The sequence below is a fragment of the Streptomyces sp. NPDC012769 genome (assembly GCF_042901205.1).
In the GTDB taxonomy this organism is placed as follows: Bacteria; Actinomycetota; Actinomycetes; order Streptomycetales; family Streptomycetaceae; genus Streptomyces.
In genome coordinates, this window is the sequence record NZ_JBIBCP010000003.1 from 351,759 (window position 1) to 364,861 (window position 13,103).

At 75.1% G+C, this 13,103-nt stretch carries 13 protein-coding genes; 4 read left to right on the plus strand and 9 right to left on the minus strand.

Features of this window, described 5'->3' with window-relative positions:
- Window positions 1–10: 10 nt before the first annotated feature.
- The 6 genes from ACFY7C_RS16815 to ACFY7C_RS16840 form a co-directional block, all read right to left on the minus strand.
- Window positions 11–463: an SRPBCC family protein gene (locus ACFY7C_RS16815; protein ID WP_389650337.1), complete on the minus strand. Its 453-nt coding sequence runs from the start codon at window positions 461–463 to the stop codon at window positions 11–13.
- Window positions 464–533: 70 nt separating this feature from the next.
- Entirely contained in the window at window positions 534–1,160 is a 627-nt protein-coding gene (locus ACFY7C_RS16820) for a DinB family protein (protein WP_389650339.1), read from the minus strand.
- 101 nt (window positions 1,161–1,261) lie between these two features.
- On the minus strand, window positions 1,262–3,220 hold the full coding sequence (locus tag ACFY7C_RS16825) for an ABC transporter permease (protein WP_389650341.1): 1,959 nt from the start codon (window positions 3,218–3,220) through the stop codon (window positions 1,262–1,264).
- Between the two features lie 166 nt (window positions 3,221–3,386).
- Window positions 3,387–3,782 (minus strand): molybdopterin-binding protein, encoded by a 396-nt coding sequence (locus tag ACFY7C_RS16830; RefSeq protein ID WP_389650343.1) that lies wholly within the window; start codon window positions 3,780–3,782, stop codon window positions 3,387–3,389.
- Window positions 3,783–3,867: 85 nt separating this feature from the next.
- A complete protein-coding gene (locus tag ACFY7C_RS16835; protein WP_389650345.1) occupies window positions 3,868–4,641 on the minus strand; it encodes an HAD family hydrolase in 774 nt (257 codons plus the stop codon).
- Window positions 4,642–4,671: 30 nt separating this feature from the next.
- Window positions 4,672–5,145: an Lrp/AsnC family transcriptional regulator gene (locus tag ACFY7C_RS16840; RefSeq protein WP_389650348.1), complete on the minus strand. Its 474-nt coding sequence runs from the start codon at window positions 5,143–5,145 to the stop codon at window positions 4,672–4,674.
- A gap of 246 nt (window positions 5,146–5,391) precedes the next feature.
- Between ACFY7C_RS16840 and ACFY7C_RS16845 the strand changes: the two genes are divergently transcribed.
- Window positions 5,392–7,092 carry an FUSC family protein gene (locus tag ACFY7C_RS16845; RefSeq protein WP_389650351.1) on the plus strand — a complete coding sequence of 567 codons (1,701 nt, stop codon included), beginning with the start codon at window positions 5,392–5,394 and terminating at the stop codon, window positions 7,090–7,092.
- A 291-nt stretch (window positions 7,093–7,383) separates the two neighbouring features.
- The gene (locus ACFY7C_RS16850; RefSeq protein WP_389650354.1) at window positions 7,384–8,430 is read left to right on the plus strand and encodes a lactonase family protein; all 1,047 of its coding nucleotides are present in this window, start codon (window positions 7,384–7,386) and stop codon (window positions 8,428–8,430) included.
- Between the two features lie 112 nt (window positions 8,431–8,542).
- Here ACFY7C_RS16850 and ACFY7C_RS16855 read toward each other — a convergent pair whose 3' ends face one another.
- Window positions 8,543–9,460 (minus strand): sirohydrochlorin chelatase, encoded by a 918-nt coding sequence (locus ACFY7C_RS16855; protein ID WP_389650357.1) that lies wholly within the window; start codon window positions 9,458–9,460, stop codon window positions 8,543–8,545.
- A gap of 98 nt (window positions 9,461–9,558) precedes the next feature.
- On the minus strand, window positions 9,559–10,611 hold the full coding sequence (locus ACFY7C_RS16860; protein WP_389650359.1) for an N-acetylglucosamine kinase: 1,053 nt from the start codon (window positions 10,609–10,611) through the stop codon (window positions 9,559–9,561).
- 114 nt (window positions 10,612–10,725) lie between these two features.
- On the opposite strand from ACFY7C_RS16860, the gene ACFY7C_RS16865 reads away from it, so the two are divergent.
- Entirely contained in the window at window positions 10,726–11,403 is a 678-nt protein-coding gene (locus tag ACFY7C_RS16865; RefSeq protein ID WP_389650361.1) for a uracil-DNA glycosylase, read from the plus strand.
- Between the two features lie 57 nt (window positions 11,404–11,460).
- On the opposite strand, the gene ACFY7C_RS16870 is transcribed toward ACFY7C_RS16865, so the two are convergent.
- Window positions 11,461–12,546: a WD40/YVTN/BNR-like repeat-containing protein gene (locus ACFY7C_RS16870; protein WP_389650364.1), complete on the minus strand. Its 1,086-nt coding sequence runs from the start codon at window positions 12,544–12,546 to the stop codon at window positions 11,461–11,463.
- 175 nt (window positions 12,547–12,721) lie between these two features.
- Between ACFY7C_RS16870 and ACFY7C_RS16875 the strand changes: the two genes are divergently transcribed.
- Window positions 12,722–13,075 carry an ArsR/SmtB family transcription factor gene (locus tag ACFY7C_RS16875; protein ID WP_389650367.1) on the plus strand — a complete coding sequence of 118 codons (354 nt, stop codon included), beginning with the start codon at window positions 12,722–12,724 and terminating at the stop codon, window positions 13,073–13,075.
- Window positions 13,076–13,103 lie beyond the last annotated feature (28 nt).

Here is a 13,103-nt window from a genome sequence, read left to right on the forward strand (position 1 = left end):
GGGGGAGCGGTCAGACCGGGGCGCCGCGCTCCAGAATCTCCTTCAGGTGCTGCTCGTCGCGCGGCATCTCCTTGCGGGCGCGCGGCTTCACGACCAGCGGGACGAGGGCCTTGCCGATGCCGTGCCCCTCGAAGTCGACGGAGAACCTCACCCGCGAGCGCGCCCCGTTGTCCAGCGGCTCGATGGTGCCCCGCACGTCGGGGCGCACGCGCCCGTCCACGCCGTGGACGTGCCAGCTCCGCGGGGGGTCCAGCTCGTCGAGTTCCACGTTCATTTCCATGTCACGCCGCCCGAAGTGCCGGGTGACGGTGACCCTCTGGCCGGAGGTGCCGGGGGCGCCGCCGGTCCGGCGTACGTTCACCGCGCTCTCCTGCCATTCCGGCAGGTGCGTGGGGTCGGTCAGGTACGCGTACACCTCCTCGGGGCGACGGGAGATGTCGACGGAGCCGGTGATCCTGGACATGTCGCCTCCCTGCTTGCGCGAGGAACGGATCTGCCTCCATCGTCCCACGCCCCACCCGGTCGGCGCAGGCTCAGCGGCCGCCGCCCCGCGCCCGGTGGAGGTCCCTGAGCAGGGCGATCTCCGCGCCGTGGTGGAGGAGTTCCTGGTTCATCCACCAGACGATGTCCAGGAACGGGTTCTCGGGGTCGCTGCCGTGCGGGTACGTGCTGAAGCCGACCGTGTCCAGGTCGGCGTCCGTCACCGAGAGCAGCGCCTTCCGCCAGCCGTCCGTGGCCGCCTCGAAGTCGGTGACGGCCGAGGCCGCGTCCCCGCGGCTGCGGAAGTCGTCCCTGGTCAGGCTGTGACCGCCGACCGTGTGGTCGGTACGCAGCGTGAACATCTCGATCAGGTGGCTGAGCCGCCAGGCGAGCGTGGTGAACGGGGCCGGTTCGGGGTGCGGGGGAGGCGTGGTGTCCCGGCCCCACGCGCCGGTGCCCGCCAGGACGGTGGCGCGGGGTCCCGGACCGTCCGCGCGGCGGCGGACCGACCAGCAGTCCGCGACCGGCTCCCACAGGTACTCGTCGTCGGTGATCGGCCCCACCACGACGTCCGTCCCGTTGCCGCTGTCCATCACCGGGCCCTTGAGCCGGTTCACGAGCCGCTCGCGGGCGAAGTCGAACTGCTCCAGGAGGGGGACGAGGCGGGGCGGGATCGTCATCGAACGCTCCAGGGGTGAGGGGCCGTTGCGCCCCGCACCCTGGCACAGAAAGCCCGGCCGGGCCACGCCTTTTCCGGCGTGGGCCAGCACCGGCGAGGACGTCAGAGCGTCACGACCGTGACCTCGGTCGCCTTCACGCCCGTCCACACCGCGGCGCCCTCCGCGAGACCCAGCTCGGCGGCCGCCTGCGGCGTGATCTCCGCGACCAGCGGCGGCACCCGCTCGGACGTGATCAGCACGCGCAGTCTGCTGCCGCTCGCCGTGATCTCCCGTACGGTGCCGGGCCAGACGTTACGGGGGCTGCCGCCGGGCCGCTCGCGGTGCACGGCGACCGCCTCGGGCGGGATGATCGCGAGGACCTCCGTGCCGGGCGCGAGCGGATCGGCGGCGATCAGCGTGCCCCCGCCCTCGGCGAGCACGAGCCCCTCCTCGGCGGCGGTCCCGGGCCAGGCGTTGCGGCCCAGCATCCGCGCGACCCACGGGGAGCGGGGATGCCGCGAGACCTCGGCGGGCGGGGCGTCCTGGAGGGCGCGGCCGTCCTCCAGGACCAGCACCCGGTCCGCCAGCGACACCGCCTCGACCGGGTCGTGGGTGACGATCAGACAGACGCCGCCGAACCCGGCGAGGTGGGTGCGCAGGGTGTGCCGCACCTGGGCGCGGGTGGTCTGGTCGAGGGCGGCCAGCGGCTCGTCGAGCAGCAGCAGCCGGGGACGGGCGGCGAGCGCCCGGGCCAGGGCGACCCGCTGGGCCTGCCCGCCGGACAGCTGGGCGGGCCTGCGCTGGGAGAGGTGGCCGACACCGAGCCGGTCGAGCCAGTCCTGCGCGGCCCGCCGGGCCTCGGCGCGGGGCACCCCGCGGGCCCGCAGCCCGTACGCGGTGTTGGCGAGGGCGGTCATGTGCGGGAACAGCGCCCCGTCCTGGGGCACCCAGGCGACGTGCCGGCGGTGCGGGGGCAGGGCGGTGACGTCGGTGTCGCCGAGGACGAGGTCCGCGTGGGCGCGGGGGGTGAGGCCGAGCAGGGCACGCAGCAGCGTGGTCTTGCCGGCCCCGTTCGGTCCCACGACCGCGATGGTGGTGCCGGGCCCGGCGTCGAGGGTGAGCCGGTCGAAGCCGCTGACCTGGGCGCGCAGCGCCCAGCGCTCGCCGTCCTGGAAGCGCGCGGCCACGTCGGCGGCGGAGGGCGCGGCCGCGATGTCGACCGCGATGTCGGCGGAAGGGCCGGCGGATGGCTCGGCGGCGGGCTCGGCCGGGGCCGGGCGGGCGGGCCGGGCGGCCGTGGGCGTCCCGGTCCAGCGGCCCCGCAGGGCGATGAGGACCGCCATGGCGATGGCGAGCAGCAGCAGCGACACCGAGGTCGCCGCCTCCGGTTCCTCCTGGAGCAGCAGATAGACCTGGAGCGGCAGGGTCTGGGTGGTGCCCGGCAGGTTGCCCGCGAAGGTGATCGTGGCGCCGAACTCACCGAGCGCCCGCGCCCACGTGAGCGCGGCGCCCGCGATCAGTCCCGGGGCGACCATCGGCAGCGTGACGGTGCGGAAGACCCGTACCGGCGAGGCGCCCAGCGAGGCGGCGGTCTCCTCGTAACGGGGCCGCAGTCCGCCGAGCGCGCCCTCCAGGCTGATCACCAGGAACGGCATGGCCACGAAGGTCGCCGCGACCACCGCGCCGGAGGTGTGGAAGGGCAAGGTGAGCCCGAAGGTGTCCTCCAGCCACGGCCCGACGAGCCCGCGCCGCCCGAACGCGAGCAGCAGCGCCACACCGCCGACCGTCGGCGGCAGCACCATCGGGAGCAGGACGAGGGAGCGGACGAACGCCTTGCCCCGGAACGGCACCCGCGCCAGCAGCCAGGCCAGCGGCACCCCGAGGAGCAGCGAGAGCGCGAGCGCCCAGAACGACACCAGGAGCGAGAGCTTCAGCGCCTCCACGGTGCCCGGCCCGGTCAGATGCGCACCGAGCTCGCTCCACTCGGTGCGCACCAGGATGCCGAGCAACGGCAGGAGCAGGAACGCGATCGCGAGCAGCGCCGGGACGGCGAGGACGATCGGGGTGCGGGGTCGGTTCATCGCTGGTTCCTGGTCCGAAGGGGAGTCAGAGCCCGGAGGCGGTCATCCCCGGAGCGAAGGGTCGGGGTCGCGGCGCTGCGGCGGGTGACGGCACGGCCCTGCGGCTTCGGGCCTCGGCCCTGCGCCCGCCGGCGGTCGGTGCGCGGCCGGCTGCCTGTCGTCCCGGTCAGGAGCGGTCGATGTGCACGCTGGTCGACTTCACCCGCGCCGTGGCCTGCATGCCGACCTCCAACCCCAGCTCCTCCACCGCCTCACGGGTCAGGAGCGAGACGAGCCGGTGCGGGCCCGCCTGGATCTCGACCTGGGCGGCGACGTCGCCGAGCTTGACGGCCGTCACGATGCCGGGGAACGCGTTGCGCGCCGAGGTGTACGGCTCCTCCTCGTCCCCCGAGCCGCCCTGCGCGATCTCGATGGAGAACGCGGCGAGGTCACGGCCGTCGATCAGCCGGCGGCCGCTCTCGTCGCGATGGGTGGAGACCCGGCCGGCGTCGGCCCAGCGGCGGGCGGTGTCCGGGCTCACGCCCAGCAGCCGCGCCGCCTGTCCGATGGTGTAGGACTGCATGTGCGCCACGTTAAGCGGGGGGCCGGCTCATCTGCAATCAACTGTGGTTCATCGCCCTGGCATCTACGAGGCACCCTGGAGGAAGCTACGAAGCATCCCGGCTTCGGGCGGGCCGCGCGTCGGCCGACCACTCCACCGCCGACGGTGACGTCGCCGACACCGCCGACCCGGACGACAGCGCCTCCAGTACCGCCAGTGCCGCCTGGGCCGTGAACTCGGCCTGTCCGCCGCGGAAGAGGCGATCGGCGGTGGCGAAGGCCGGCTCGTCCGCCGTCCCGGGCACATACGGCAGTGCCAGGCATCGCATGCCGGCCGCCCGCGCCGCCGCCGCGCCGGGAGGCGCGTCCTCCAGGACCACACAGTTTTCCGGTACGGCCCCGAGCAGGCGGGCCGCCTCGAGGAACACGTCCGGCTCCGGCTTGCCGCGCGGCACCTCCTCGGCCGAGACCAGGGTGGTCAGATACGCGTCGAGGCCGGTGCCCGCGAGCACGGCCTCGATGGCCGCGCGCGAGGAGCCCGAGGCCACCGCCATCGGCACCCCGTCCGCGTACAGTCGCTCCACCAGCTTCCGCATCTCGGGGAAGACGGGCGTCGAGGCCCGGGCCAGCTCCAGGTAGTGGCGGTTGGTCGCGCTGAGGAGCTCGTCGAGCGGGGCGTCGACGCCGTAGCGCTCGGCCAGGAGCTCCAGCGACTCGCGGGTGCCGATCCCGATGAACCGGGTGTGGTCCTCCCACCCGAAGTCCTCGCGCGTCACGCCGTACGCGGAGAGGGTGCGGAGGGTGGCCTCGTAGTAGTTGGGCTCGCTGTCCACGAGCGTGCCGTCGAGATCGAAGATGACCGATATGCGCGCGGTGTCCATGTGTCCAGCCTTCCAGAGGAGGCGGCCGGATCAGAGGGCCTTTCGTCCCATGGCCTCGACCAGCGGCAGCAGCCGGTGCGGCACCCGCTCGCGCAGGGCGATCTCGGTGCGGGTGCGGACCACGCCGGGCAGCTGGATCAGCCGCTGGATCACGTCCTCCAGGTGTCCGGCGTCACGTGCCACCACGCGGGTCAGCAGGTCGCCGCCGCCCGTGATGGAGAAGGCCTCCACGATCTCCGGGACGGACGCGAGCGCGTCCCCGACCTCGTCCAGATAGCCCTGGGTGACCTCGATGTGCACGAACGCGAGGACCGGGTGGCCGAGCGCCGCGGGGGAGAGCACCGGACCGGTGGCGGTGATCACCCCGTCCCGCTCGAGCCGGTCGATCCGTGCCTGGACGGTGCCCCGGGCCACGCCGAGGATCCGCGCGTACTCGCGCACGCTGGTGCGCGGCTGCTCGATGAGCAGCCGGAGGATGCGGGTGTCGAGCTCGTCCACCGCCATGGTCCGTTGGCCCCCTTCTGGTCGTACCTTTCCCTCATCCACTGTACCAATGGCGCAGCCTCCGGCCGGTCGGTTGAGCCACTGGGCGGAGGGATGCTTTCCTCTTGTGAGAGTTGAACAGATGGCGCCGCGCACGCGCCGGACCGGCGAGGTGGCCGGCCCCGGACCCGCGGCGCCTTCGTCATGTGTACGTGCGTGTGCGTGTGAAGAGGGTGTGTGTACGGAAGCGGGGGCGGAAAGACCGTCATGAAGCAGGGGAAGAAGGGCCTCGTGGTCGTGGGCAGGCTGCTGCGCAGGACGTGTGTGGCACCGGATCCGGGCAAGGTCCGGCTGCGCGTCGCGAGCCGCGCCGTCGTCGGCGTCTCCCTCGCCGTCACCGCGGCCGAACTGGCCGGGCTCTCCCTCACCGCCTCCATCACGGCGGGCCTCGCCGCGCTGCTCGCCCTGTTCACCGTGGGCGACCCCACCGTGCGGCGCCAGGCGGTCACCACCGCCCTGCTGCCGCTCGTCGGCTTCCCCGTGCTCGCCCTCGCGACCGCCCTGCACGGCGTGCCGCTGCTGCGCGACACCGCGTGGCTCCTCGTCGTCTTCGCCGGCGTGTACGCGCGCCGCTGGGGGCCGCGCGGACACGCGCTCGGCATCTTCGCCTTCATGCAGTTCTTCATCACCCAGTTCCTGCACGCCCTGCCCGCGCAGCTGCCGGAACTGTTCGCCGCCGTGCTGCTGGCACTCGCGGCGACCTCCGGGGTGCGCTTCCTCGTCTGGTGCATCGAGCGGCGCGTCCCGCCGCCGGCCGCGCCCGCCCCGCTGCCCGGCACCGGCCTGAACCGGCCCACCACCCGGCAGGCCTTCCAGGCCACCGCGGCCTGCGCCGTCGCCCTCGCCGCCGGTCAGCTCCTCTCCCAGGAGCGCTGGTACTGGGCCGTCGGCACCGCCTGGTGGATCTTCGTCAACACGGCCTCGCGCGGCGAGACGCTGGTACGGGGCTTCCGCCGGGTGGTCGGCACGGTCACCGGCATCGCCGCGGGCCTGCTCATCGCCCTCCCGCTGGGCGGCGCGCCCGCGCCGACGGCCGCGCTGGTCGCCGTGTGCGTCTTCGGCATCTTCTACACCGCGCCGCTCTCCTACAGCTGGATGATGTTCTTCGTCACCGTCATGGCGGGGCTGCTCTACGGGCTGCTCGGCGTCCTGCACCCCGGGCTGCTGCTGCTCCGCTTCGAGGAGACGGCGGTCGGCGCCCTCGGCGCGGCCGTCGGCGTGGCGCTGCTGCCCGTGACCACGCACGCGGCCACCAACGCGTGGATCCAGCGGGCCGTGACCTGCGTGCACGCCTGCACCACCGCCGCGGCCCGCCGCCTCGCGGGCGACCCGGACGCCGACCCGGCCCCGCACGCCGCCGAACTCGACCTCCTCCTCGCCCGCGCCCGCCTCACCCTGGCCCCCCTCGTCCACCCCCTGAGCCCCCTCCGCGCCCGCAAGGCCCGCGCCCGCCGCGTCATGGCCCTCCTCGACGACTGCGCCCGCGAGATCCGCGGCCTCGCCGCGGTCGCCGCCGACCCCACCGCATCCCACGACGCCCGCCTCGCCGCCGCGGCCTGGCGCGTCGAGGCCGCGGTCCACGCCTTGCTCCCGACGGAGCCCGGGCCCGCGGTCGAGTCCGCGGGGCGGGCCGATGTCCGGGCCGAGGCCGGGGAGGCCGGTGCCAGGTCTGCTCGCGATTCGGGCGTGCCGGCGGCGGACGCCGGGCCGGTCGGTGCCGGTGCCGGTGCCGGTCCCGGCGGTCGGGCCTCCGTTCCGGCCAGTGCCGAGCCCGGCGCGGACCCGCCGCCCCACCACCCCGGTGCGGAGGCCGCCCTGGCCCACCTCCACAGCCTCGAACGCGCCCTCGCGGACCTGGCCACCCCCCTCCGCACCTCGCCGCGCTCCCCCCTGGTCCCCGCCGCCTGACCCGTCCTCGCCGAGCGCGCCGTCGACGCCCCGGCCGGGCCCGCCCCGGCCGGCCCCACGCGGGCGGCGCGCCGGCGAGCAGAGGGCGACCAGGGTCGCGCTCACCGTGGCCAGGGTGCGCCGCCGGGTCCGTCTGCCGGACGGCACGTCGTCGTCCCGCGTGCCCGTGTCGTCTCCCCGAGAGCCCCCACGTGCTGCGGCCAAGGACCCGACTTGGTCTAGACCTCCTGCTAACGTCGGTTCGGACGACGGCCGGTCGGTACGGACCGGCCCCTGGGAAGGGGAGGCGGCGTGGGCGGTACACGGATCGGGCGGGGGTTTGTGGGGTCGTTCACGTCGGCCGGCGGGCGCGGGGTGGTCGCCGTCGAGGTGGAGGAGGGCAGCGGCGCGCTGACCGTCACCGGCGCGAGTGACGACGTCGCCGACCCGTCCTTCCTCGCGCTCGACGGAGACGTGCTGTACGCGGTGTCGGAGACCGACGCCGGCGCCGTCGCGGCCTTCGACGTCACCGGGCCCGCGCCCCGCCCGCTGGGGGCGCCCGTGCCGGTGGACGGCGCCGGGCCGACGCACCTCGCCGTCGTGGGCGGCCACGTCCTGACCGCGAACTACACCTCCGGCAGCGTCAGCTGCCTGCCCCGCGCCGCCGACGGCACGCTCCGGCCGGTGGCCGGACAGCTGCGCCACGAGGGCTCGGGGCCCGTCGCCGACCGGCAGGGCGGGCCGCACGCGCACCAGGTGCTGCCCGACCCGAGCGGGCGTTGGGTGCTGGCCGTGGACCTCGGCACCGACTCCGTCACGATCGGCGTCCTCGACCCGGTCACCGGCGCGCCGACCCCGCACGGCATCACCGCCCTGCGCCCCGGCACGGGCCCGCGCCACCTCGCCTTCCACCCGGCGGGCACCCACGCCTACGTCCTGAACGAGCTCGAACCCACCCTCACCGTCTGCCGCTGGGACGCCGAGGCCGGTGTCCTCACCCCGCTCGGCGAGACCGCCGTCGTCCCCGAAGGCCCCGCGGCTCCCACGGGGCCCGCCTACCCCTCCGAGGTCGTCGCCGCCCCCGACGGCCGCTTCCTCTGGGCCGCCGTCCGCGGCGCCGACACCCTCGCCGTCCTCGCGCTCGAGGAGGACGGCGCCGGAGCCCGGCTCGTCGCCTCCGTCCCCTGCGGCGGCCACTGGCCCCGCGACCTGACCCTCGGCCCGTCGGGACGGCACCTGTACGCGGCCAACGAGCGCTCCGGCGACGTCACCTGGTTCACCGTCGACGCGGAGACCGGCGTCCCGTCCCGCGCCGGTTCCCTCCCGCTCCCCGCCGCCTCCTGCGTCGTCTTCGGCTGACGGCGCCACGGGGGCACGTGAGTACGGGAAGGGCCCGCACCGGAAGCTGTCGGTGCGGGCCCTTCATCTTTACGGACCCTGTCCGCGGTACGGTCCGTATCAACGGTCCGTGTCAGTGGACCGGCGAACCCTGCTGCGGGGTGATCCCCAGCGTCGCCATGTACTGCGAGAGCGCCAGTCGGCCGATCGCCGGGTACGCCCCCAGCGCCTCGGCCGCCGCGCAGCCCGCCTCCTTCGCCGCCGCGTCGAGCAGGCCCTCGGCCAGCTCGGGGCCGATCAGGTACGGCGCGAGCGCGAGCTGCTCCGAACCGGCGGCGCGCAGCTGCTCGGCGATCGAGGCGATCGAACCCTCCTGGTCGAGGGCCGCCGCCATCACCGGCACCGCGAGGCGGGCCGCCAGCAGCATGCCGGTGATCCCGGCGGCCTGCACCGCCTCCTCGCCGCCGACCGTGGCCAGGATGATGCCGTCGGCCGCCGTGGCGACCGTGAAGAGCCGGGCGCGGTCGGCGCGGGCCAGACCGGCCTCGGACAGCCGCACGTGCAGGGCCTCGGCGAGCAGCGGGTGCGGGCCGAGCACATCGGTCAGCTCGGCGGTGTTGCCGGCGTCCATGACGGCCTGGCGGATCCGCCGGGTCAGGGCGCTGTCGGGGCCCGCGAGCAGCGGCACCACGACCGCCGCGGGGCCCTCGGGGGCGGCGACCTCGCGGCCCGCGGCCACGGCGATCTCGTACCGCTCCGTGCGCAGGGCGGCGGCCCGGGTCAGCACGGCCGCGAGGGTCGGGTACTCGGCGTCGTCGCCGTCCAGGTAGCCGATCACGGCCTCGAGGCCGGGCAGCTCCGAGCGGGCGATGCTCACGACCTCCTCGGCCAGCGAGCGTATGGCGGCCGACGGCACACCGGGGACGGCGAGAACCAGCGCGGGAGCGCCCTCGGGCGCCGCCACGGGTTCAGGGCGACGGTGCCGCCCGGACTGGCGGGGTCGCGGCATTCGTACAGGCAGCCCGGGAGTGGGCCCAGTGGGGGAGCTCATGGCGCCGCATGCTACTGGTTTTGCCCACCGCCCGGTTCGCTGAGGTGCGGTCCCGCGAGTTCTGCCCGTCTATGTCCGAAGTGGCCGGAAACCTTCGGTTATCTGGCGAGTCGCAGCAGGTGCGGGTCCGCCGGCAGCCGGAGCGTGTCCTGCGCGAGCGCGGCGGCGATCGTCACCGCCCCGGACAGCGGGTCGCCCGCCGCGGCGACCACGCGCGCCTCCGGCAGCAGCACACCGAGCTCCGCCCGCAGCGGACCGAGCAGCGGCTCGCCCATCCTGAACAGCCCGCCCGTCAGCGCCACTTCGCCCGAGACCGCCGGCCCGGCGGGACAGACGGCCGCGGCGGCCTCGGCGATGTGGCCGGCCGCCCGCTCCAGGATGCCGGTCGCCACCGGGTCGCCGTCGGCGGCGCAGCCCGCCACCTCCGGTGCGAAGGAGGCCAGGACGGCCGGCCGGTCGGTACGCGGATAGAGCGCCGCCGGCAGACCGGCCACCGGCCCGAACCGTTCCTCGGCGCGCGCCAGCAGCGCCGCGGAACCGCCGCGCCGGCCGTCGTACGCCCGCATCGCCGCCTCGAGTCCGGCCCGGCCGATCCAGGCCCCGCTGCCGCAGTCACCCAGGAGATGGCCCCAGCCGTCCGCCCGGCGCCAGCCGGACAGATCCGTGCCGAGTGCGATCAGGCCCGTGCCGCCCGCGACGACCGCGCCCGGACGCTGGCCGAGCGCCCCGGCGTACGCGGTGACGGCGTCGGCCGCGAGCGCGAGCCGCCGCACGCCCCAGGCCCGTTCGAGCGCTCCCGGCAGTTCGGCCCGCAGCCTCTCGCCGAGCGTGGCCATCCCGGCGGCCCCGACGGCGACCGCGACGATCCGGCCGTCCTCGCCGCCCTGGCCGGCCCCGGTGGCCCGCCCGGCCATGGCCTCGACCGCGGGGAGCACCTGGGAGAGGAGATGGTCCGCGTCGATCCCGCCCGGGCCGGTGCGCACCGGTTCGCCCGACGCGACCGTCTCCAGGACCCGCCCGGCCCCGCCCGCGCCCCCGTTCTCTGCCCCTGCCTCTGCCCCGGCCGCTGTCCGCGCGAGCGCGATCCGCAGTCCGGAGCCGCCGGAGTCCACCCCGACGACGAGACCGTCGGACGCGCTGGATGACCTCATGGCTCGGCTCCCTGCGGCACGGGGACGGACGTCGGCCGGAAGCCTAGTGGGCGAGGTGGCGGAGGCGGGCGGGGCCGATCGGATTGTCGGTGTGGGCCGGTAGGGTGACTGCCCGTGACAGCACGACCGTTGAGTGAACTCGTAGAGCCCGGCTGGGCGCAGGCACTGGCCCCCGTGGCGGAGGAAGTCGCCCAGATGGGCGACTTCCTCCGCACGGAGATCGCCGCCGGCCGGACCTACCTCCCGGCCGGACAGCACGTCCTGCGCGCCTTCCAGCAGCCGTTCGACGACGTGCGGGTGCTGATCGTGGGGCAGGACCCCTATCCGACCCCCGGCATGGCCATCGGCCTCAGCTTCGCCGTCGCCCCCGAGGTCCGCTCCCTGCCCGGCAGCCTGGAGAACATCTTCCGCGAGCTGAACACGGACCTCGGCCTTCCGCGCCCCTCCAACGGCGACCTGACCCCCTGGACCCGCCAGGGCGTGCTGCTCCTCAACAGGGCCCTGACCACCGCCCCCCGCAAGCCGGGGGCGCACCGAGGCGCGGGCTGGGAAGCCGTCACCGAGCAGGCCATCCGCGCGCTGGCGGCGCGCGGCAAACCCCTGGTGTCGATCCTGTGGGGCCGCGACGCCCGCAACGCGCGCCCGCTGCTCGGCGACCTGCCGGCGGTCGAATCGGCCCACCCGTCCCCCATGTCGGCGGACCGAGGTTTCTTCGGCTCCCGACCCTTCAGCCGCACCAACGAACTCCTGGTGCGCCAGGGCGCCCAGCCCGTCGACTGGCGCCTTCCCTAGCGCACCCCTGACTGCCCCCGGCCGCGCCTGCCGCGCCTGCCGCGCCGGCGGCGCCGCTCAGCCGATCACCGCCGCCCGCACGCACAGCACGTCCGGCAGGTGGTCGGCGAGGAGCTGCCAGCTGTCGCCGTCGTCCGCGCTCGCGTACACCTCGCCGTTGCGGTTGCCGAAGTAGACGCCCGCCGGGTCGCCGCCGTCCGTGCACAGGGCGTCGCGCAGCACCGTGCCGTAGTGGTCACCGTCGGGCAGGCCCTTGGTGAGGGGCTCCCAGGTCTCCCCGGCGTCGGTCGTGCGGTAGACACGACAGCGCCGTTCGGCGGGGACGCGGTCGGAGTCGGCGTTGATGGGGAACACATAGGCCGTGTCCGGCCGGTGGGGGTGGGCGGCGACGGCGAAGCCGAAGTCGGAGGGCAGGCCGTCGCCGATGTCGGTCCACCGGCCGCCGCCGTCGTCGCTGCGGAACACGCCCCAGTGGTTCTGGAGATAGAGCCGGTCGGGATCGCCCGCGTCCTGGGCGATCTTGTGCACGCACTGGCCGAACTCCGGGTTCGGGTCGGGCAGGAACACCGCCGACACCCCGTCGTTCGCCGGCGCCCAGTTCGCGCCGCCGTCGCGGGACCGGAAGACGCCGGCGGTCGACACCGCCACCGTCACCGCGTCGGGGTCGCGAGGGTCGGTGACCACCGTGTGCACCGCCTCACCGCCCCCGCCCGGCACCCACCGGTCACGCGTGGGGTGCTCCCACAGCGGGCGCACGAGAGCGAAGGACTCGCCGCCGTCGGTGGACCGGAAGAGCGCGGCCGGCTCCGTCCCCGCGTACACGACGTCGGGGGAGTGCGCCGGTGCGGGGTGCAGCTGCCAGACCCGCTCCAGCGAAGCGCCGGTGTCCTGCGGGAACTTGACCGCCGGCCGGGCCGGCTCGGTCCAGCTCGCGCCCAGGTCGTCGGAGTGGAATACGGACGGTCCCCAGTGCAGGCTGTCCCCGCCGACGAGGATCCTGGGGGTGGCGCGACGGGTGTCGATCCCGATCGAATAGATCGCCTGCGCGTTGAAGTGCGGGTCGTCGAACTCCCATCGGCCGTCTCGCCCGCGGCCGATGAACAGTCCCTTGCGGGTACCTACGGTCAGTAGCACGTCGGTCATGCCGACACCTCCATGACGCCGTTGTCGCGGATACGAGCCAGTCTGCACCCGCCCACTGACAACGACCCCCGGAGGCGGCTCCGGCCCAGGTGAGAGGCGTGTTGCGCCCACCGGAGGGCCACCGGCGCCCTCGTACCATGGTCGTACCATTCCCGAGCCCCGTGGAGCCGCAGCCGTGACGACCGCGACCAACCCCCGGGTCCTGGAGCACCCCGCCCGCGAGGAGATCCGGCTCGAGGCCGTGCTGCACGCGCTGTCGGACCCGGTCCGGCTGCGGATCGTGCGGTGCATGGCCCGCGGCGACGGCGACGCGTTCAGCTGCTCGTACTTCGCCCTCCCGGTCACCAAGTCGACCAGCACCCACCACTTCCGCGTCCTCCGCGAGAGCGGAGTCGTCCGGCAGGTCTACCAGGGCACGGCCAAACTCAACATGCTGCGCCGCGACGACCTCGACGCGCTCTTCCCCGGCCTTCTCCACAGCATCCTGACCGCGGCCGAAGCCCAGGCCGACCGCCTCGGCGACGCCTAGACCCGCCGCCCGGGGGTGGACATGGAGT

Coding starts and splice junctions, on each gene's coding strand:
- ACFY7C_RS16815 (WP_389650337.1), bottom strand. CDS start 463: ATGTCCAGGATCACCGGCTCCGTCGACATCTCCCGTCGCCCCGAGGAG.
- ACFY7C_RS16820 (WP_389650339.1), bottom strand. CDS start 1,160: ATGACGATCCCGCCCCGCCTCGTCCCCCTCCTGGAGCAGTTCGACTTC.
- ACFY7C_RS16825 (WP_389650341.1), bottom strand. CDS start 3,220: ATGAACCGACCCCGCACCCCGATCGTCCTCGCCGTCCCGGCGCTGCTC.
- ACFY7C_RS16830 (WP_389650343.1), bottom strand. CDS start 3,782: ATGCAGTCCTACACCATCGGACAGGCGGCGCGGCTGCTGGGCGTGAGC.
- ACFY7C_RS16835 (WP_389650345.1), bottom strand. CDS start 4,641: ATGGACACCGCGCGCATATCGGTCATCTTCGATCTCGACGGCACGCTC.
- ACFY7C_RS16840 (WP_389650348.1), bottom strand. CDS start 5,145: ATGGCGGTGGACGAGCTCGACACCCGCATCCTCCGGCTGCTCATCGAG.
- ACFY7C_RS16845 (WP_389650351.1), top strand. CDS start 5,392: ATGAAGCAGGGGAAGAAGGGCCTCGTGGTCGTGGGCAGGCTGCTGCGC.
- ACFY7C_RS16855 (WP_389650357.1), bottom strand. CDS start 9,460: ATGAGCTCCCCCACTGGGCCCACTCCCGGGCTGCCTGTACGAATGCCG.
- ACFY7C_RS16860 (WP_389650359.1), bottom strand. CDS start 10,611: ATGAGGTCATCCAGCGCGTCCGACGGTCTCGTCGTCGGGGTGGACTCC.
- ACFY7C_RS16870 (WP_389650364.1), bottom strand. CDS start 12,546: ATGACCGACGTGCTACTGACCGTAGGTACCCGCAAGGGACTGTTCATC.